Below are 17768 nucleotides of genomic sequence, written 5' to 3'. Positions count from 1 at the left end.
AAATAAAATGAAAAAAAATTATTTATATCTATTGATTTTATTGTCTTCACTTCTCTTTGCTCAAACTATAGGTGAAGCTATAAACTTATATAAAAAGAAACAATACAAGAAAGCTATAGAAATATTTCAAAATTTTCCAGAAAATAATGAGTCACAATATTATTTAGCAGGAGCTTACTTAAATGGTTTAGGTGTCGACAAAAATATTTCAAAAGCAATTATTTATTACAAAGAAGCTTTAAAACAAAATAATATGAAAGCTTGCATAAGTCTCGGACAATTATATCAATATACACTCAAGGATTATAAAAAAGCTGAGGAATATTTTATGCAAGCAGTTAATGGCGAAAATAAAGCTCAGGCGTATGCCAACCTTGGAGATTTATATCGTTTTAACTTACAAGATTACAAGGATGCAATTAAATATTATGCTAAGGCTCTTAAAAATGGTATAAATAAAGGAGCTGGATTTTACAATATAGGAAGAGTGTATTTAATAAATCTTAATAATTATGAAAAAGCAAGATTTTATTATGAAAAAGCAATTGAAAGTGGTTATAAAGAAGTTTATATAGAATTAGGAACTATATATCTCACACAACAAAAAGATAGTCTTGCAGAGAAATACTATAAGAAAGCTATTGATATTGGGGATAAAAAGGCTTATGAATTATTAGGAACTGTATACTTTGGACAACATAAATATAATCTTGCAGAGAAATATTATAAAAAAGCTATTGAATTAGGTTATTATCAACCCTACTATAATTTTACATTAGGAGCTATATATCTCGCACAACAAAAATATAGCCTTGCAGAGAAATACTATAAGAAAGCTATTGATATTGGAGATAAAAAGGCTTATGCATTATTGGCATCTGTGTATTCTATAGAAAATAAATACATTCTTGCGAAGAAATATTATAAACAAGCAATTGAACTAAATACTACAATAAATAAATGTGACTTAGCTGATTGTTATTTGAAGCTAGGTGACGAAGAACATGCGTATAAAATTGCTAAAAAAATGCTAAAAACAGAACCTAAAAGTATTCAATTGTCTCAATGTTACAATGTGTTGGGCGCTTATTATTCTGGTATTAACAGACCACGCAATATTGATAAAGCAATTCAGTATTTTAAATTAGCTTCTAATAACCCATATGTTTTAACGGATCTTTATTTAGAAAAAGGCGATTTTAAACAAGCAGTAAAATGGCATAAAAAAGGCTATCTTGATTTAAGCAAAACTAGTTTTTTTGAAGAAATAAAAAATATAACAAACAAAGATGTGCTTCATCAAAATATATTTCCAATTTTAGATATTCCTCTATTGCATGAAAATAAATTTATAGAAGATAAAAATTATTGTTTTTTTCCAACAGGAAACAAATCAGTGCTTATGTATGATAAGGAGAAAAAATCATTTACTCGAAAATTTCATGGCTATATTGGAGATGGCTTTAAAGGTGCAATAAGTGATCTGCTATATGATAAAAAAAAGAATTTATTATTAACAGTAAAAAAACTTGGTGAGTCTATTAATATTATTGATATATTTGATCTTAAGAATTCAAAACTTATAAATGTAATCAGGCATAAAGGACTTGGAGAAGGACATTTTAGAAAAAGTGAAGATGGCAAAGTGATAGTAATGTTTGATGAACGGGGATTGTATATAAACCCAATTGATAAAAATCGCACTCAAGAATATTTTAATCCTTATGCTTTTTCTGGTTTTATTTCAAATGTTAAAATAAAATTTGAGAAAAATGATTACTTTATTTATGTTTTGACAGATTATGATCTATTATATACTTTTTCTGTAAAAGAACGCAAAAGAATAAAAAAGCAAAAATTTAACAATCAAGTTACTTTTCAAAAGATAAACAACTTATCTGAGAGTACATGTAAACAAATTTATTTAAAAAACAGGCATAATAAAGAGAATATTCAAAATATTTATACAGAAAAGAATATGCTTTTTATTCAATGTGCACAAAATAAATATAATTTTGATATGGATGCACTTTCTTTAAGTGAATATAAAAATGCTAGTACATCAAAAAAATCAAATAAAAAGTTGCATATAAAATTCGAACACAATAAGGGTATTTTAAAGATTTATAATCAAAAAAATAAACTTATGTCGAAAATTAATTTGCTGTATCTTGGTTGTAAATATTATAAGATATTGAATAATAAATATATTTTTATCGCAACAAAAAATATTGAATATCAATTCATTTTTAACATTAACGGTAATTTGTTATGTCAACTTACAAATATTAATGATTTTCAGAAAGATGCATATTATAAAAATGGCTATCTTTATACATTTGGAACAAATAATATAATTAATATATTTAATGTAAATTTAGAAGGACTCTCAAATCTTCCAGTTAAATTAGATAGTTTTAAATATGGAAATGCTAAATCTCTTATAAAATCAGTAATTAAAGATCAAGATAAATATTTTGGAAAATCATCAAACTATTATTTTGGTTATATGCCTACTTCAAAAGAAATTAAAAAGTTTGTAATGATTGAAGGATTACAAAAAAGAAAAATTGTAAAACCTCTTGCTTCTCTCTACATAAAAAATAACAATGACTGGATTATGTATACTCCTGAAGGATTATTCACCTATGACGGCAAAGGTAAAGACTTATTAAAATATCATCAAAACCAAGGCTTATATAAAGAAGCTCGTATTGTAGTAAATGATAGACTATTCGATAAGTTTTACCGCCCAGATCTTATCAAAAAAATACTTGCAGGTAAAAAAGTTACTATTCCAATGGATGTAAAATCTGTTCTTCTTAATATTAAGCCTCCTAAATTAAGCTTACTGCAACACAATATGCTCAATGATAAAGATGTCGAACTCACATACCAGATATGTGATGCTGGTAATGGTATAGCTGATCCGAAACTGCTTATTAATGGACAAGCGATAAACCCACCAAGCAGTCGAGGTTTTAGCATTAAAAAAATTAAATTAAAAAATAAAAGCTGTAAAATCTATAGGAGTGTATTAACTTTAGATCCAGGCACAAATACCATTTCATTTAAAGCATATGACAAAGATAAAAATATAGCAAACTCCAGCAAAATTTTAAAAATAGTTGCTAACTATATTATAAATAATCAAATAAAAACATACTCTTCTCAAAATGTAAAAACAGATGCATCTGAACAAAAAGGAGAGTTATACTTTCTAACTATTGCAATCAGCAACTATGAAAAGAGTGAGTATGATTTAAAATATTCTGTCAAAGATGCAGAAGCTATACAAGAAAGTTATCTTGCTAAGAATAAAAATTCTTTCAATCATATCCATAAATACAATCTATATGACAGCAATGTTTCAAAGGAAGCATTGACAAACACTTTTGATGAGATTTCTAAAAAGATAAAATATGGTGATACCTTTCTTCTTTATATAGCAGGACATGGAACTTATAAAGATGGTAAATATCAACTAATACCATATAAAATTAGTAGCAAAATATCTATAGATTTTCTCAAAAACAACTTTTCCAAAATTTATACTAATAAATACTTAGTGATGTTAGATACTTGTAAAAGTGGTGCAGCAATAGATAGTATATATGATGAAGCTACTAAAAATAGACTTGCTCATGATAGTGCAAAGATAAACTACATTGTATCAAGTTGCTCTTGAAGGCTATAAAGGTCATGGTGTATTTACATACAGTGTAATAGATGCTTTCAAAAGCAACAGTAACCTAAATGTATTTAAGTTAGCAGATATAGTTACTGACACTGTTCCAAAAATTTCGAAAAAGAAATTTCATTTTAAGCAAATACCGCAAGTTAAATTGAATAAGAACTTTAATCTAATAGGAGGAATGATTAATTAAAGTATAGACATTAATTGCACATTAATGAAAGAGTGACAAATTTTTTACAAAGTTACAATATCCAAGACCATATGATTTCAAGTGGATTATAAAAAAATAAAATTTGAATTTGAAATTAAAAAATATTTAGAATGGACAAAATAAGTCCACATAGTTTCATATCATTTCTAATCAAAAAGATACGAGGAATGATTATGACAACTACCCGACAGCTACAGAAATTAAAAAACGACAAAATTTCTTCTCAAATACATCTGCTTTTTGATTTAGATGGCACTTTGATTGATACAGATGAAGCAAATTTTCTAGCCTATAAAGAAGCTGTAAAACAAGTTAAAAATATAGATTTAGACTTGTTGTATCAAAGTGATGAGAGATTTACAAGAGAAAAACTTCGTGTAATTATTCCAAATTTAACTGCCAAAGAATTCAAAAGAATTATAGAAATAAAAACCAATGTATTTTATAAATATTTACAAAATACAAAACTAAATATTGCTATTGTGGAGGTGATAAAACAGTTTGCAAAAACAAATAAAATTATTTTAGCTACCAACAGCCATAAACGAAAAGCAAATTTACTTTTAAAACATCATAGTTTATCTGATATTTTTTATGAGAAATATTATAAGGAAAATTATACAAGTGTAGAAAATAATAAATATAAATATATTTTAGATGATTTAAATGCGCAACCAAATGATGTGGTAGTTTTTGAAGATACCAAAGATGAGATAACAAAGGCTATGCTCTTAAATATACCGTCTACAAATATTATCAACTTTAAAACAAAAGGGGAAAGAAGTTATGAATAAATTTAAAATTTATGCTAATAGTGAGTATTTAAAACATACTATTCAAGGTTATTTTCATACAGACTATGTAAGATATGGAAACCCCGGTAATCCAGACTATTTAAATGATTTGAAAAATACTTTTAATAGTTATCCAAAGGAAAAGTTGCATAATGCAGCAACTAAATTATATAATGCCCTTAAAGAAGATTTATCTAACTTTGATAGAGAATTTACTGTGTGTGTTGTTCCAAGATCAAAAGCTCAAAACAGTTATAGCCTTGAGCAACTTTTTTTTAAAGGAGTTGTAAAGATGCTTATAAAAGAACTGGGGTTTAACGATGGTTCAGATTATATAATACGACATACTGATACAAAAACAACTCATCTGGCTCATTCTAAAAAAGGAGCTGAATTTGCAGGAAATGGGAGTATGCCATATCCTGGTATTACAAAAGATACATGTAATATTTCAAAAGATGTAAAAGGTAAATATATTTTACTTATTGATGATATTTATACAAAAAGTGTAAATATAGATGAAGATGCTATACAGGCATTATTAGATAATGGTGCAAAATCAGTAATATTTTATGCAATAGGAAAAACAAAATGATATATACACAAAACGCAGTAAACATCTTAACAACAATAACATATAAAGGTATCGGTAGAGCTTGGATTGTTAAAAATTTAAAAGGAAAGGAAAGTGTAGAGACAATAGTTTCATTATTAAATACTAAATCAAAACAAGTGGAAGAAGTTACTATTGATGATTTTGAGTTTAATAAAAATCAAATATTAAAAAAACTGTCAACTTTAGAAGATAGCTGTGATGGTTTAATAGCTATGGGAGATAAAAATTTTCCAAAATACAGAGGAACTGTAAAAGAAAGTGAACAGCCAATTTTTCTCTTTTATAAAGGTGATATTGATTTACTACATATTGAAAATAACAATATAACAGTAATTGGACTACTTAATCCAGACGAGGAAATTGAACAAAGAGAAAGAAAAATAGTTCAAGAAATTATAAAACATGATATTACAATTGTTAGTGGATTAGCCTTTGGTTGTGATAGTATTGCTCATCAAGAGGCTATAAAAGGTGGTAAAACCATTGCAATTTTGCCAAGCCCTCTTAATAATATACTACCTGCAAAAAATAAAGCTTTGGCATACGAAATTTTAGAAGAAGGTGGTCTTTTAATCTCTGAATATTACGAAGATTTTAAAAGCAGAAACGAATTAAGCAGTAGATACAAAGAAAGAGATAGATTACAAGCTCTATTTTGCGATACAATAATTTTAATTGCAAGTTATGCACAAGATTCAGCAAGTCGATGGAACATACATAATCAAAAACTAGACAGTGGCGCTAGATTAGCCATGGGAGATGCAAAAAAATACAATATTACATGTGCTGTTATGTATAATGACAATATTGACAACAACAACCCTATGTTTGATTTAAACAGGCAGTTAATAAAAGAGAATAGCAGTACTATGATTTTGACAAATAAAAATTTAGAAAAAATTATTGGTGATATAAAAAACAAACAATCCTTTATAGATGGAAAGTTACCTGGATTTGATTAGTGATGTTTATTCTTAAAGTAAAAACTTTATGTTAAGACAAAATAAGTCCAAATAATTTCATATCATTTCTAAAATATTTATAGGGATAATTCATGAAAACTACAGTAAAAATATCAAAAGTAAAAAAAAGAATAACTTGGGGTTTTAACCCTGTTAGCAGAGTTATAAAAAGTAAAAAAATCTACACTAGAAAAAACTTCAAAATTGAATACTGATTTTATATTTTTACTCTTCACATATGAAAAACATTTTCTTAGAAATAAAATGGTTATCTAGACATAATACGACCATAACATTTCATATACTGCTACTATCAAAAACAAAAAGGATAGCAGATGAAAGTTACAGTACACGCAGCACAACGGTTTTTAGAAAGAGTCATGCGAAAATCCACTTATACATACAGAGATGTAAATTTTTCTATGAGATACTTGGAAAAACTGCTTCAAAATGTTGTGGTTTCATCCTATGCAAAACCATTTGTTCTTCCCGGATTTGAAAACTACAAAGCAATCTATAGAGCAAATACGCTCATCACCATTGTTCCAAAAGGAGAAGCTCATGTTTAATCAAACGAAACAAACCTTTGACAAAGAAATCAAAAAGTTTGCTCGCCAAAATATCATCAAAAAACTTCAAAAGCAGGGAGTTGACTATACTTTATTAGATGAAGAAGAGTTTAAAGAGCTTATAGCCGATGAGATAAAAATTCTAAAAAGTGACAGCAAAAAAGTGGGTGCTGGGATTGGAATTGGAATTTTGATTAGCCTAGTTACTGGTATATAAAGGAGTTGGCAATGCTGGAAAAAACACAAAAACTTTATAGCAAAGGGAAAAAGAGTTTAGAGACACTTCTGCGAGAAAAAGCCTATATGGAAGTAGAAAACAAGCTTCAAGAAAAAGGGATCGAGATTGATGAAGTGAGTGATGAGGATATAGAGACACTTGTAGCAGCTCAGGTAAAAGATATGCAGACATCCCTCAAAGGTTTTGGTGTGGGAGCTGCATTTGCTGTGGCTATTTCATTGATAGCGGGGGTGTGAGATGTTACGAATATTAAAATATCTCTATTTGGCGAACTTTTACAAAAAAGCAAAAAGTCATATCGGCATGCTCATACTTTATGGCGTTGTATTGCTCCTTGTGAGTCTGATTATGAATGACCTCATAAGTGTCTCTCAGGAGAGTGTGGCATATTTTATGTTGCTCATTAAATGGGTAATTGTATTTGCTCTTTTGTGGCTGATAGTTTTAAAAATTATCCGGATTTTCACTATGGCTTCACAACCTTTCTCAAAAGAAAAAACCGATTCCAAAAAAGAGCATTTGCTCTCAAAGAAAAAGTTACTCACGCAGAGTGAACAGATCATGGAAAAATATGTAAAGGCAAAACATGATAACGAAATCATATGAAATAGTAATCGATTTTTTCAAAGATCTTGATCAGGCACTCTATGAAAGATCCCTTCAAGGCGGCAGTAAATATCAATATGACCTTTGGTTAAAAAAAGGGATTATTGCTTGGGGCGTTGAAGATTTATACACCATCAAAGAGTTGGACTTAAGCTACTCATTGCTAGTAGAAATGCCATCTGCATTGAGCTACCTCACAACTTTAGAACATATCAATTTGGCTGGAAACTATATAGAAGAAGTTCCGCAGTGGGTTTGGAGCATGGGTAATCTCAAAGAACTCACACTCGGAAATCATATTGCAGGAGGCAATCCCATAGAGAAAATTCCTGCAGATATCAAAAATCTTCAAAAATTAGAGATTTTAGATATCAGAAACCTCCATGTTTTACAAGAGCTTCCTAACGAGTTGTTGGAGTTAAAAAATCTGCTCTATCTTCAGATGACACAAACAACTCTTTATGAGAGTGACCTTATACAAAGGCTGCGAAAAGAGACGCAGTGTTGTGTGATGCTTGATGAACCATTCCCGTTTATAGGAGATTTGTCATGAAAAACAGAAGTGATTGCGAAGTGTTGCTTTCAAAAGCAGAAGGAACTTTTTCAGACTTTGCAAAGTGCCTGGAAAACATGGTTGATGAGAAGAAAAAGAAAAGAGATGTTGCCAAGAGTCTCTTTCGTTTTGGGGCATCACTAACAAAGCTTACACTCAGTGCAACCGGTTGTGCTATAAAGAATGCACCAAAAGTTGTAGTGGCAACAGCCGCTATAAAAAGAGAACTTATCAATGAGATTGAAACGGAGTGGAAAGAGTATAAAAAAGAGCAGCAAGAAAAAGCTTTAGAGGAGAAGATCCAACAACTCTCACTTAGGAAGAAAATATGAAGCTTATAGCTGTTGTCATATTTTCATGGTTGTTTATTGGCTGTGCAGATACACAGGTGCATCATGAGCGCTACTACCAAACTAAGCTTTGTAAGAAGATGGATGGTATAATGGAATACACCCTCAAAGACAGAACACGGGTTGATTGTTTAACACCTGAGTATGCCATAGAGGTAGATTTTGCAAAAAAATGGGCAGAGAGCATAGGACAGTCACTTTACTATGCAAAAATGACAGGGAAAAAACCTGCAGTAGGATTCATTATCAATAGAGAAAAAGAGCGTCGTTATTTAAAGCGATTAAAACTCATTGCCAAAGAGTATGGCATTACCGTTTTTCTTATTGAAAAATAAAAGGAATAAAACAATGCAAAAGGAAAAATTCACAGTTACAGAGGTAGGCAGAGATGCTGCACTTGAGAGCTATGATGCGATAAAGGATGCTATTTGTAAATAGTTATTGTATCAGCTCTTTTATTGATTCTAAAAATTTCAAATCAACAAAAAAGACATAATGTGTCCATTATTGTTGTTATACTTTTTAGAATTTATGACAGAGGGGCAAAGAATGAACAATGCGTGTTTTCAAGTTGTTGGCGAATCAATTTATTTTTCTAATCCGCTCTCTGCACAAGAGTATGCCAAAAAAAATCCAGGGACTACCATTATAAGAACATCTCAAACAACAAGTCAAGTGATACAACACACTCCGGAATCTATACTGCAACATCTTAACAAGCTTGTCATTGCACAAGATGATGCAAAAAAAGAGATAGCTGTAGCACTCTACTACCATAGCCTAAAGATGTACTATCTTGATGCAAACGGGACAGACTCCAGTGGACCTGTTATGCTCATAGGTCCGACTGGATCAGGAAAAACTTTTATAGTGCAAGAAGCGTGCAAACTCATAGATACTGTCTATATACATGTAGATACATCAAGCATGGTTTCAGAAGGGATAGTTGGGTACAATATAGGAAAACTCGCGGCTGATATACTGCAAAAAGCAGAAAATGACTTAAAAAAAGCAGAGCATTGTGTTGTTTTTTTCGATGAGATGGACAAACTGTTTCATCCGGACAATGATGAATACGGTTCGGAAGTTTCTCATCAGCTTTTACGATTTATAGAGGGTACCACAGTAAATATTCCTAAACAGGACCTGCATAATGGCAGTGAAGCCACTGCACTTTCTACACATAAAATGCAGTTTATCTTAGGCGGTGCCTTTCAATGGATACTTGATAAAAAAGAGCAGAGCAGTTCAGGCAAAAATATGGGATTTTTACATAACAATGATATCCCTAACAATAAAAAACGCAAAGGAGTAAGCCTTGAAGATCTTTATGAAGAAGATGTGCCAAAGGAGTTGCTTGGAAGAATGCATACGATCGTAAATCTCTATCCGCTCACGCAAGAGGATTATTACAAGATTTTAACACAAAGTGCCGCATCACCACTTCAGGAGTTTATTGACAAAATCAATTTTCATGGAGATTATGTTGAGATAGAGGATAAAGTCATTCATGCAATAGCTGAGTATGCATCAAAAAGTGATCTGGGTGTTCGTTCCATTCGACAAATTCTTAAAAAACTTTTTGCAGAGGCACTCTTTTTAGCGCCAAATCCTGGAAACACAACACATACCATTAGATACAACAAAGAGCAATTTTATGAATGAGACATCACACAACGAACAAACTTGGACAGAGAAGCTTTTAGCATGGGCAGACGAGTATAAAATAGATGACCTCATAGGCAAGAGTAAAGAGGAACTGCTCTCACTTGAAACTTTAAAGATCAGCTTTGAAGCATCAAAAAAATTAGACGGCTTTATAGCACCAGAGATAGAGTATCTGCAAAACCTCAAAGATCTCACTATAGATACTGTTTATCTATTGGAAGCTCTGCCTCTTGAAATTACAAGATTGAAAAAGCTGCAGAGTTTAAAGCTCATTTCACTGAAACTAAAAATGATTCCCGAAGAGATTGGACAATTAACAAATTTAAAAGAGTTTGTTATAGCTGCCTGTACCCATGTTAAATCTTTGCCGCTTTGTCTTGTAGAGATACCAGGTTTGGAAATGCTTGTTTTAGAGAATTGCTTAGACCTTGAGATTTTGCCAATATCGCAAAAACCGCTGCATAACCTTAAAAAGCTCATTATACAGTCTTTTAAAAGGCTTTGTATATTAGATTTTATCAAACAATTCCCGGAGCTTGAAGAGGTAAGTTTGTGTAGAATCCCTTTTGTAAATTTTCCAGTCTCATTGTGTAGTTTAAAAAATCTAAAAAATTTAACTATGCGTGATACAAAAATAAAACAACTGCCATCAGAGATAGCAAATCTAAAAAACTTAGAAGTGCTTATATGTGATTCGCTTACAGAGATACGAGAAGATCTATGTCACTTACCAAAACTTAAAGAGTTTGATTATGGAAAAAGGGAATTAGATGTACTTCCAGCATCTATAGACAAGCTTATCTCCCGTGGTTATATCAAGATAAAATATTCAGAAACAGTATATACAATTGACACATTACCCAACAAAAAGCTGTTAAAAGAAGGCTTTGAAGTTATAAGCCGCCATGATGAGTATATTCAAGAGGCACAGCAGATGAAAATAATCACCCATCGCTACAAACAAGAACCTCTTGTCAAGTATATTTCACATGAAGAGTTTGCACAGGAATACCAAAAAATGGATAGATATATTGAGCAGATGGTAAAAAAATTTCTGCATCCTGATAAAGAAGAAGAGTTTGGTGATGTGAAAGAAAATTGGGTGCCGCAACGATAGCTTATTTTTGCATGCAAAGAACTTTTACATGAGCATAGCAATAAAAGCTATGCTAAAAATCATTGCCCTACATAAGAACCGTCAGGCGCCAAAGTTGCAGTATTACCACCAACATAAGAGCCATCAGGGGCCAAAGTGCTTGTTGATCCACCTACATAATTACCATTTGGCGTCATAGTACTGCTCGAACCCCCTACATAAGAACCATTTGGAGTTAGTGTTGCACTATTACCTCCTGCATATGTGCCGTCAGGAGCTAAAGTTGCAGTATCCCCGCTAACATAACTACCATCTGGAGCTAAAGTGTAACTACCTGCCAATGCCATTGTTGATGCCAAAACTGCACCTATTATTATTTTTTTCATCTTCTTGTTCCTTTTTTTGAAGTGTAAGGATTATAGGAAATTAGATGGACAAGTTTTGTCAATTAATAAATTCGTGTGATATGAGCAAAAAACTCAAAAATAAACATGCCCTGCCTTTTTAAAAAAGCCATCCAAACTTCTCATCAAGATAGGTTCTAAAATCTTCAAATATATCAAATATTGCTACTGCAAGAACAATAAGAACAAAGACTGTAAATAGAAGTACTTCTGTATATTCATGAAAATATATTCCTATAACAATTGGTCCCACTACAACTATACTCATCGTAAAGAGTGTTATATGATCTTCATACTTATCAAATATGCCACTTGCAACAACTGTCTTTTCAAATCCAAACATTAAAATTGCAGTGAGAATAATATTCATAAAAAAATCAAAACCGGTGATGTAGGGGTGATTAATACCCAAGCGTGTTAATCCTTCATTATAATCAAAGAGCATTGTCTCAAATCCAACCATTTCTCTTCTCTCCTTCTTTTTTTATTGTAGCTCGCACTTATCGGCACGAATCATTAAAGAGTCATGAATAAAATAACTCTTATGCACTCTCCAACCCTCTGCTTTAGAGACACTGTATTTTTGTACACCACCATAAGCACCACCACCACTTCTGCAAGTAAGTGTATTTCCATATTCAAAAGCTTTCAAATTACTCTTGGCATCACTATATGATGCGTAAGCATCATATACTATCAGGACTAATACCAATATGAACAGTCCATAAAGCGGTGCTATCTCCTCTCGCATTTTAAAACTTATCAGCATTAAAAACACCAAGAAAAAAAATCCACCATAATTAAAATACTCAAACATCTTTGTTTACTCCTTATTTTTGTTTTATTATTTTTTCTTGATCTGTAACACTTCACACAAACTATTGGCAATAATAGCGTCCCCATTGCTAAAGTGGTTGGTATCAAGCAGATACCACCCTTTGGCTTTAGAGATGATACGCTTGAGTCCAGCAGCTTGACAAGAGAGGGCTCTGTTTGCATTGAAGGCTGTAATATTATTATGGATTTTATGTTTTGTGTCAGTTGCATCCCAAACAAGCATAAAGAGTAAAAGAGCAGAAGCGCCATACATAAAATAGGGAGCTTTAAAGTTTGTACCTTTTGCTTGCTTTTCTCCTATTGCATAAAACGTCAATAAAAGAGTGACAAATATAACCAAAAGCAGCATCACCCCAAAAAATGGATTGATATACTCAAACATCTTCGCCCTCCTCCTCAAAGTGTTCTAATTCTAAAGCTTCTACATTGGCAATTGCATTACCGGCAATGCCTTTTATATTTCCATACATATTGGTAGTATTGAGCAGTACGGTATCGATCTGTTTTTGTTGTCGACTCCAGCTTGCCATAACAGAGCGTTTTTGCTTGTTGAGTTCTTCTTGCATCGCCATAAAACCAGATACTATTGCCTGGAGTTGCATACTAAACTCATTGCCGCTAAAGTAGTTATACAGCAGTGTCATCTTATCTGTTTTATTCTCCTGGCTTTTTGCAGCCATATAACTTGCAATAATTCCCTCTCTAATTAGAGCAGCACTCCCTTTAAACTCATCGTAAGAGCAAACCCAGATACCATCAATAAATCCCATCTGCTCCATACCCTTTGGTTTGGCGGCAGTGACTAAGACTCCAACATCGGCTTTGGCATCAAGCATATCGGATTTGAGTTTGGCAATCCAATCATTGGAGAAGGTTTTGGTATTTTTAGACTCATAACAGATTTTTCCACAGTTTGTAAAATCAGGGGTGTTGATGGTTTGGATACAATCAGCTCCAAAGGCTCCTTTTTTTATCTCTGTTATTTCATCATATTTAAATGTGAGGCTAAGATACTCCTCTATACTTTTTTCCTGTGCTTCACCCTGGAGTTGTTGACTCCCCTGCTCTGCTTTGCGTTTGGCATCTTCAAGCTGTTTTTTAATCTGGTCTAACTGCTCCTCTTTGGCTTTGAGTTTCATCTCATTTGCCTGGGCTGCCTCCTCGATTGCTTTTTGGCGTTCTAGTTGGATTTTTTTATTAAGCTCAATTTGTGCTTCAGCTTTTATTTTAGAGGAGAGTTCCTCCTTTTCTCGCTCTAGTTGGGCCACCTTTGCTTTTTGCAAATTGAGCTCCTGGAGCTGTTTGGACTTTTGGTCGAGTTCGCTTTGGAGCTGTTTGAGTTGCAGAGCGTTCTCCTCTAAAAGGTTTTTCTTGATACTCTCTGTGAGTTCGTACTGCATTTTTGTCTTCTCTTTGCTTAGTGTTTGACTAAGTGCCTCTTGGAGTTTATGCTCAAAGGCTGCTTCTTTTTCCTCGATTGCCTCTTTTTGGGCAGAGAGGTTTTGCATCGCAAGTTTATATTTCTTGCGCTCACTCTCCCTGTCTACATCAAACTTTGTTTGAAGTTTGGAGTAGAGTGCTTCTTCTATGTTAATTTCACTGCCACAGTTTGGGCACTTAATTGTTGCTGCTGTATTCATAAGTTTTTTCTCCTCTTTCTTTGTAATACTCATCTTTTGTGTAGTTTTTATATTTTTTAACAAATGCCTCCAGGGCTGCTATTGATATATCCTCTATACTCATATCTGAACTCTCTGCTAAGTGTTTGAGTTGTTCATAGAGCTCTTTTGGCAGGGTAAATTCTATCTCTTCATCTTTCATTGATACACTCCTTGTAGCCTTTTTTATACTTTTGTTGGAGTTTGCTTTGCAGGTGGGTGTAGGCCTCTTTATAGCTTTTATAATACTCCTCAATTACCCGTGTTGGTTTAGGGCGTTTAAGCGAGCCGTACTCTTTAGAAAAAATAAACTCACCAAAGAGGTTAAGCATCAGTGAGAGTTTGTAGTATCTGATTTTATGGTTGACCTCTCTGTAGAGGGTGATTCTATAACTTTTTTGTGTTTGCATATAAAAACTCCTTTACTTTGTAGTTGTATCTGTTTTTGAACTGTTTTTTACAAGATGGCAATCTTGAATTTTATAGCGCTTTTTATCTTTTATAAAATAGATACTCTCACTTCTATAACCCAAATCTTTTTTTACAATAAGAGAGTTATCCGCCTTACATGTAAATGCAGCATTCTTATTAAAAAGTATCTTTTTTTTATTGTTATCATCTAAGTCATCAATTAATAACACTACACTCACCCCAAGCATCAAGAGAGAAAGTCCTAAAAAGCTTCTTTCTTCATCATTTAGGCTGTAAGCAACAAGAGCCAAACTAATTGCTGTCGTATCATCAATATACTCCAGCATTATTTCCTCTTGCATCCGTCTGCTCGAATCATCAAGGAGTCTTTTATAAAATAATACCCATCAACACTCCAGCCATCTTTTTTACTCACACGGTAGAGGTTTTCACTGTTTTTACAGACAAAGACACTTTTATGCAAAAATGCTTTTGTATTTGCAATAGCATCCTCTTTATCATTGTATGCACTTACAAACACATACGCTATAGCAGTAATTATCAAAGCATGAATTGCTTTTAAAAGAGATGGTTTTGAACCATCCAAACTAAGACTTCCATAAAATGCATAGATGGTTAGAATCAACAATATAACGGCTTTTATCATATCTGGGTCTATAAATGCAAACATCTTTTCTCCTTTATTTCACATATTTAATAATGTCTATACCCTCTTGTATTGCATCAATCTTTTGTTCTATGGTATTGAGCTTTTGGGATAGTGTTTTATCTGCTACATCATGCAACAGTGCATTGTATGTTTGTAATCTTTGTTGTAAATATTCATATTCATTGATATCAAGCATGACTGCTTCTGCAGAACTTTTTTCATTTTTTGTGATATAAATTGCTTCACAATTTTTTGAGCGAATTTTGTCGAGTGCGTGTGCTAAACTCTTTTGCAGGTTCTCTCTTGAATAGAACGCTGTGTTTGGTTCTTTACTATTATTTGACTTCGTTTGTTGCATCTGTTTCTCCTTCTAGATGGTTTTCAATAAGTAAAAGCATATCGCTTCCTTTGTCAATCTTTAAAAAAGCCTCCCCTTTATATTGGTGTGACAAGAGATAAAGTGTTTGGCTAAAATGCGTTACATAACAATCTGTATATTCTAAAAGTAATTTACCACTTGCATTAAAAAGCTTGATGCTCTTTTGTGGTAAGGGGACTGGTTTATCCTGATTATGTATATCTTCTTTTTTCAATGGCGCGTTACGCAATGCTATAAAAGTAACGGTAAGAGAAAAGATTCCTAAAAGCGTTATTAAAATAATTGCACTGTTCATCTTACTCTCCTGCGTCTACTAAAGTACAATATGCAACATTTATCAATTCATCACCTTTTTTAAAATATTGCTTTTTATAAATATGCCAATCTCTCTTTTTATTTACAAGAATGGAGGCTCTGCCTCCAAGGGAATCTTGACAGATTAAGCTCTTGCCTCTTTGGAAAGCGAGAATTGTTTGTTTTTTGGTAGTTTGTGTGCTATTCATACCCCCTAATTGCATCAGTATGATGCCTCCCAGTAAAAAAATTATTATTGCCAGTACCTTTTTAGCACTTCGCATTATTGGCTCCTTTTTTATATTATAATTATTTTTTCTATCCTCTGTCTGTTTTATTGCAAAGTGTCAAAATCATTAATCTATTCTATACACCGGCTTTGCTTGAGCATATACTGCAAATAATAATACAAGTATAAAAAGACCAGCTGCACCTACTACTAAATAAAGTACCTGTTGTATAACAGTAAAAATAGCCCCAGTGAATAAACCTGTTTTATCGATATTGGTATACATTGTCCAGAGTAATAAAATTGCACCTATTGCCATTAAAATTTGACCATTTAATATATCACCATGTTGGCTGAGAGCATTTACATACCAGTTATAGCCAAAGAATGACACGCCATATCCTGATAATGAAGTAATAAGAGTAATTTTATTGAGAAATAAATATCTATACTTCTTTTGCGTGTATTTATTGATTTCTATGGCGATTATATACAGTACATACAATACAACTAAAGCGGCGATAATTTTTAAAATTAACATTTGATATCCTTTTTAATGTAAACTACCTTATTATATATTTGGTAGTCTATTATATTTAAAAGAAGTATACTCAAAATATACAAAAAGAGCAAATCATAAATATCAAATAGTAAAAACAGTATAATTGCAACTATATTAAGGGGTTAATTTGTTTGACTTAAAAGCCAAATTAGAAGAAGAGTTTCATGATGTTCCAATTGTCAAGCTTAAAGATTTAACAAAAAAAATTGCTGTCATCTCAAAGGTGCGTGTTGGTACAAAAAGAGATGTTCTCGATTATAATGAGGTCACACTTGCGGATATCGATGCGTATGGTATCATTCAAGTTAATTCTACTAAGAAAAAACCGGCACCGGCAAATGCCAGTGCAATTGCATCACAAGCACTGCATAAAAATGATCTTTTAGTTTCCTATAGAGGATTAGATATTCAAGTTGGTCGGATTGACAGAGAATATAAGCATCCTGTTGTAAGCAACAACAGTGCAATACGTATTCAATTTGAATATGAAGATGCACAGGAGGCAGAAGAAGTCTCCTTGTTTGTTCAAACATATTTACAACTTCCGTATGTCAAAAAATATATAGCAAAAAGACCTCAAAGCTCTGAAAACAACAGAAAAATCCTCAGTCCTCTTTTTTTAGCAAATCTTCCTATTCCGCTGTTTTATTCAAGAGATTATGCGTTTAAAGATTTTATATATAAGCGTTTAAAAGCGGTGCATACAGTGAAAAAGATGATACAAGAGATGGAAGAGTTACAAATCATAATTGAAGAGCATAAAGATAACTCTTTGCCTTTATATCTATCAAACGCAACAAACTTGTCAGAACTTGTTAAAGAAGATATAAAAGCTTTAACATCGCTAGGTATAGCTAGTAAAAGAGTGAAAAACTTAGTAAAAGAATTTGTATCTTTTAAAAGTAAATAACAATCTATTAAATAAGTATTTTACAAGTATTAAACTATTATAATACTCATAATA

The 17768-nt window shown here is 32.1% G+C and carries 27 protein-coding genes; 14 read left to right on the top strand and 13 right to left on the bottom strand.

What is annotated here, in order from left to right:
* Window positions 1-7: 7 nt before the first annotated feature.
* The 13 genes from ETP70_RS02320 to ETP70_RS02260 all read left to right on the top strand — a co-directional run bounded on the left by ETP70_RS02320 (window position 8) and on the right by ETP70_RS02260 (window position 11381).
* Window positions 8-3688, top strand: a complete 3681-nt coding sequence (locus tag ETP70_RS02320) for a tetratricopeptide repeat protein (protein WP_151899661.1) — start codon at window positions 8-10, stop codon at window positions 3686-3688.
* A 393-nt stretch (window positions 3689-4081) separates the two neighbouring features.
* On the top strand, window positions 4082-4702 hold the full coding sequence (locus ETP70_RS02315) for an HAD hydrolase-like protein (RefSeq protein WP_188110028.1): 621 nt from the start codon (window positions 4082-4084) through the stop codon (window positions 4700-4702).
* Window positions 4695-5297 carry an amidophosphoribosyltransferase gene (locus tag ETP70_RS02310; protein ID WP_151899659.1) on the top strand — a complete coding sequence of 201 codons (603 nt, stop codon included), beginning with the start codon at window positions 4695-4697 and terminating at the stop codon, window positions 5295-5297. The genes ETP70_RS02315 and ETP70_RS02310 overlap by 8 nt, the downstream gene beginning before the upstream one ends.
* Entirely contained in the window at window positions 5294-6280 is a 987-nt protein-coding gene (locus ETP70_RS02305) for a DNA-processing protein DprA (protein WP_151899658.1), read from the top strand. Before ETP70_RS02310 ends, ETP70_RS02305 begins: the two co-directional genes overlap by 4 nt.
* A 335-nt stretch (window positions 6281-6615) precedes the next feature.
* Entirely contained in the window at window positions 6616-6849 is a 234-nt protein-coding gene (locus tag ETP70_RS02300; RefSeq protein ID WP_151899657.1) for a hypothetical protein, read from the top strand.
* A complete protein-coding gene (locus ETP70_RS02295; RefSeq protein WP_151899656.1) occupies window positions 6842-7066 on the top strand; it encodes a hypothetical protein in 225 nt (74 codons plus the stop codon). The genes ETP70_RS02300 and ETP70_RS02295 overlap by 8 nt, the downstream gene beginning before the upstream one ends.
* 11 nt (window positions 7067-7077) lie before the next feature.
* A complete protein-coding gene (locus ETP70_RS02290; protein WP_151899655.1) occupies window positions 7078-7323 on the top strand; it encodes a hypothetical protein in 246 nt (81 codons plus the stop codon).
* A gap of 1 nt (window position 7324) precedes the next feature.
* On the top strand, window positions 7325-7693 hold the full coding sequence (locus tag ETP70_RS02285; RefSeq protein ID WP_151899654.1) for a hypothetical protein: 369 nt from the start codon (window positions 7325-7327) through the stop codon (window positions 7691-7693).
* Window positions 7674-8246, top strand: a complete 573-nt coding sequence (locus ETP70_RS02280; RefSeq protein WP_151899653.1) for a leucine-rich repeat domain-containing protein — start codon at window positions 7674-7676, stop codon at window positions 8244-8246. Before ETP70_RS02285 ends, ETP70_RS02280 begins: the two co-directional genes overlap by 20 nt.
* Window positions 8243-8578: a hypothetical protein gene (locus tag ETP70_RS02275; protein WP_151899652.1), complete on the top strand. Its 336-nt coding sequence runs from the start codon at window positions 8243-8245 to the stop codon at window positions 8576-8578. Before ETP70_RS02280 ends, ETP70_RS02275 begins: the two co-directional genes overlap by 4 nt.
* Window positions 8575-8931 carry a hypothetical protein gene (locus ETP70_RS02270; RefSeq protein WP_151899651.1) on the top strand — a complete coding sequence of 119 codons (357 nt, stop codon included), beginning with the start codon at window positions 8575-8577 and terminating at the stop codon, window positions 8929-8931. Before ETP70_RS02275 ends, ETP70_RS02270 begins: the two co-directional genes overlap by 4 nt.
* A 214-nt stretch (window positions 8932-9145) precedes the next feature.
* Complete coding sequence (locus tag ETP70_RS02265) at window positions 9146-10261, top strand: AAA family ATPase (protein WP_188110027.1); 1116 nt, start codon at window positions 9146-9148, stop codon at window positions 10259-10261.
* A complete protein-coding gene (locus tag ETP70_RS02260; protein ID WP_151899649.1) occupies window positions 10254-11381 on the top strand; it encodes a leucine-rich repeat domain-containing protein in 1128 nt (375 codons plus the stop codon). Before ETP70_RS02265 ends, ETP70_RS02260 begins: the two co-directional genes overlap by 8 nt.
* Before the next feature lie 59 nt (window positions 11382-11440).
* On the opposite strand, the gene ETP70_RS02255 is transcribed toward ETP70_RS02260, so the two are convergent.
* The 13 genes from ETP70_RS02255 to ETP70_RS02195 form a co-directional block, all read right to left on the bottom strand.
* A complete protein-coding gene (locus tag ETP70_RS02255; protein WP_151899648.1) occupies window positions 11441-11746 on the bottom strand; it encodes a hypothetical protein in 306 nt (101 codons plus the stop codon).
* 118 nt (window positions 11747-11864) lie between these two features.
* On the bottom strand, window positions 11865-12227 hold the full coding sequence (locus ETP70_RS02250) for a hypothetical protein (protein ID WP_151899647.1): 363 nt from the start codon (window positions 12225-12227) through the stop codon (window positions 11865-11867).
* 21 nt (window positions 12228-12248) lie between these two features.
* On the bottom strand, window positions 12249-12581 hold the full coding sequence (locus tag ETP70_RS02245) for a hypothetical protein (RefSeq protein ID WP_151899646.1): 333 nt from the start codon (window positions 12579-12581) through the stop codon (window positions 12249-12251).
* Between the two features lie 27 nt (window positions 12582-12608).
* On the bottom strand, window positions 12609-12983 hold the full coding sequence (locus ETP70_RS02240) for a hypothetical protein (protein WP_151899645.1): 375 nt from the start codon (window positions 12981-12983) through the stop codon (window positions 12609-12611).
* Window positions 12976-14241 carry a DUF2130 domain-containing protein gene (locus ETP70_RS02235; RefSeq protein WP_151899644.1) on the bottom strand — a complete coding sequence of 422 codons (1266 nt, stop codon included), beginning with the start codon at window positions 14239-14241 and terminating at the stop codon, window positions 12976-12978. Before ETP70_RS02235 ends, ETP70_RS02240 begins: the two co-directional genes overlap by 8 nt.
* Window positions 14219-14422: a hypothetical protein gene (locus ETP70_RS02230; RefSeq protein ID WP_151899643.1), complete on the bottom strand. Its 204-nt coding sequence runs from the start codon at window positions 14420-14422 to the stop codon at window positions 14219-14221. The genes ETP70_RS02235 and ETP70_RS02230 overlap by 23 nt, the downstream gene beginning before the upstream one ends.
* Complete coding sequence (locus tag ETP70_RS02225; protein ID WP_151899642.1) at window positions 14412-14669, bottom strand: molybdenum metabolism regulator; 258 nt, start codon at window positions 14667-14669, stop codon at window positions 14412-14414. Before ETP70_RS02225 ends, ETP70_RS02230 begins: the two co-directional genes overlap by 11 nt.
* A gap of 12 nt (window positions 14670-14681) precedes the next feature.
* Entirely contained in the window at window positions 14682-15032 is a 351-nt protein-coding gene (locus ETP70_RS02220) for a hypothetical protein (protein ID WP_151899641.1), read from the bottom strand.
* Window positions 15017-15361, bottom strand: coding sequence for a hypothetical protein (locus ETP70_RS02215; protein ID WP_151899640.1), 345 nt, complete (start codon window positions 15359-15361; stop codon window positions 15017-15019). Before ETP70_RS02215 ends, ETP70_RS02220 begins: the two co-directional genes overlap by 16 nt.
* Window positions 15362-15371: 10 nt before the next feature.
* On the bottom strand, window positions 15372-15698 hold the full coding sequence (locus tag ETP70_RS02210) for a hypothetical protein (protein WP_151899639.1): 327 nt from the start codon (window positions 15696-15698) through the stop codon (window positions 15372-15374).
* Window positions 15676-16014: a hypothetical protein gene (locus ETP70_RS02205; RefSeq protein WP_151899638.1), complete on the bottom strand. Its 339-nt coding sequence runs from the start codon at window positions 16012-16014 to the stop codon at window positions 15676-15678. The genes ETP70_RS02210 and ETP70_RS02205 overlap by 23 nt, the downstream gene beginning before the upstream one ends.
* Before the next feature lies 1 nt (window position 16015).
* Window positions 16016-16297 carry a hypothetical protein gene (locus ETP70_RS02200; RefSeq protein ID WP_151899637.1) on the bottom strand — a complete coding sequence of 94 codons (282 nt, stop codon included), beginning with the start codon at window positions 16295-16297 and terminating at the stop codon, window positions 16016-16018.
* 72 nt (window positions 16298-16369) lie between these two features.
* Window positions 16370-16783 carry a hypothetical protein gene (locus ETP70_RS02195; protein ID WP_151899636.1) on the bottom strand — a complete coding sequence of 138 codons (414 nt, stop codon included), beginning with the start codon at window positions 16781-16783 and terminating at the stop codon, window positions 16370-16372.
* Window positions 16784-16931: 148 nt separating this feature from the next.
* On the opposite strand from ETP70_RS02195, the gene ETP70_RS02190 reads away from it, so the two are divergent.
* Window positions 16932-17714, top strand: coding sequence for a hypothetical protein (locus ETP70_RS02190; RefSeq protein WP_151899635.1), 783 nt, complete (start codon window positions 16932-16934; stop codon window positions 17712-17714).
* The last annotated feature ends 54 nt before the right edge of the window (window positions 17715-17768 follow it).

Origin of the sequence: Sulfurimonas hydrogeniphila (assembly GCF_009068765.1) — a bacterium.
In the GTDB taxonomy this organism is placed as follows: Bacteria; Campylobacterota; Campylobacteria; order Campylobacterales; family Sulfurimonadaceae; genus Sulfurimonas; species Sulfurimonas hydrogeniphila.
The sequence above is the reverse complement of the archived record's forward strand: the minus strand, read 5'-3'. Positions and strand labels throughout refer to the sequence as shown.

What these genes read in the sequence shown, in the direction of transcription:
- ETP70_RS02320 (WP_151899661.1), top strand. Translation starts at nt 8, where the DNA reads ATGAAAAAAAATTATTTATATCTATTGATTTTATTGTCTTCACTTCTC.
- ETP70_RS02315 (WP_188110028.1), top strand. Translation starts at nt 4,082, where the DNA reads ATGACAACTACCCGACAGCTACAGAAATTAAAAAACGACAAAATTTCT.
- ETP70_RS02310 (WP_151899659.1), top strand. Translation starts at nt 4,695, where the DNA reads ATGAATAAATTTAAAATTTATGCTAATAGTGAGTATTTAAAACATACT.
- ETP70_RS02305 (WP_151899658.1), top strand. Translation starts at nt 5,294, where the DNA reads ATGATATATACACAAAACGCAGTAAACATCTTAACAACAATAACATAT.
- ETP70_RS02300 (WP_151899657.1), top strand. Translation starts at nt 6,616, where the DNA reads ATGAAAGTTACAGTACACGCAGCACAACGGTTTTTAGAAAGAGTCATG.
- ETP70_RS02295 (WP_151899656.1), top strand. Translation starts at nt 6,842, where the DNA reads ATGTTTAATCAAACGAAACAAACCTTTGACAAAGAAATCAAAAAGTTT.
- ETP70_RS02290 (WP_151899655.1), top strand. Translation starts at nt 7,078, where the DNA reads ATGCTGGAAAAAACACAAAAACTTTATAGCAAAGGGAAAAAGAGTTTA.
- ETP70_RS02285 (WP_151899654.1), top strand. Translation starts at nt 7,325, where the DNA reads ATGTTACGAATATTAAAATATCTCTATTTGGCGAACTTTTACAAAAAA.
- ETP70_RS02280 (WP_151899653.1), top strand. Translation starts at nt 7,674, where the DNA reads ATGATAACGAAATCATATGAAATAGTAATCGATTTTTTCAAAGATCTT.
- ETP70_RS02275 (WP_151899652.1), top strand. Translation starts at nt 8,243, where the DNA reads ATGAAAAACAGAAGTGATTGCGAAGTGTTGCTTTCAAAAGCAGAAGGA.
- ETP70_RS02270 (WP_151899651.1), top strand. Translation starts at nt 8,575, where the DNA reads ATGAAGCTTATAGCTGTTGTCATATTTTCATGGTTGTTTATTGGCTGT.
- ETP70_RS02265 (WP_188110027.1), top strand. Translation starts at nt 9,146, where the DNA reads ATGAACAATGCGTGTTTTCAAGTTGTTGGCGAATCAATTTATTTTTCT.
- ETP70_RS02260 (WP_151899649.1), top strand. Translation starts at nt 10,254, where the DNA reads ATGAATGAGACATCACACAACGAACAAACTTGGACAGAGAAGCTTTTA.
- ETP70_RS02255 (WP_151899648.1), bottom strand. Translation starts at nt 11,746, where the DNA reads ATGAAAAAAATAATAATAGGTGCAGTTTTGGCATCAACAATGGCATTG.
- ETP70_RS02250 (WP_151899647.1), bottom strand. Translation starts at nt 12,227, where the DNA reads ATGGTTGGATTTGAGACAATGCTCTTTGATTATAATGAAGGATTAACA.
- ETP70_RS02245 (WP_151899646.1), bottom strand. Translation starts at nt 12,581, where the DNA reads ATGTTTGAGTATTTTAATTATGGTGGATTTTTTTTCTTGGTGTTTTTA.
- ETP70_RS02240 (WP_151899645.1), bottom strand. Translation starts at nt 12,983, where the DNA reads ATGTTTGAGTATATCAATCCATTTTTTGGGGTGATGCTGCTTTTGGTT.
- ETP70_RS02235 (WP_151899644.1), bottom strand. Translation starts at nt 14,241, where the DNA reads ATGAATACAGCAGCAACAATTAAGTGCCCAAACTGTGGCAGTGAAATT.
- ETP70_RS02230 (WP_151899643.1), bottom strand. Translation starts at nt 14,422, where the DNA reads ATGAAAGATGAAGAGATAGAATTTACCCTGCCAAAAGAGCTCTATGAA.
- ETP70_RS02225 (WP_151899642.1), bottom strand. Translation starts at nt 14,669, where the DNA reads ATGCAAACACAAAAAAGTTATAGAATCACCCTCTACAGAGAGGTCAAC.
- ETP70_RS02220 (WP_151899641.1), bottom strand. Translation starts at nt 15,032, where the DNA reads ATGCAAGAGGAAATAATGCTGGAGTATATTGATGATACGACAGCAATT.
- ETP70_RS02215 (WP_151899640.1), bottom strand. Translation starts at nt 15,361, where the DNA reads ATGTTTGCATTTATAGACCCAGATATGATAAAAGCCGTTATATTGTTG.
- ETP70_RS02210 (WP_151899639.1), bottom strand. Translation starts at nt 15,698, where the DNA reads ATGCAACAAACGAAGTCAAATAATAGTAAAGAACCAAACACAGCGTTC.
- ETP70_RS02205 (WP_151899638.1), bottom strand. Translation starts at nt 16,014, where the DNA reads ATGAACAGTGCAATTATTTTAATAACGCTTTTAGGAATCTTTTCTCTT.
- ETP70_RS02200 (WP_151899637.1), bottom strand. Translation starts at nt 16,297, where the DNA reads ATGCGAAGTGCTAAAAAGGTACTGGCAATAATAATTTTTTTACTGGGA.
- ETP70_RS02195 (WP_151899636.1), bottom strand. Translation starts at nt 16,783, where the DNA reads ATGTTAATTTTAAAAATTATCGCCGCTTTAGTTGTATTGTATGTACTG.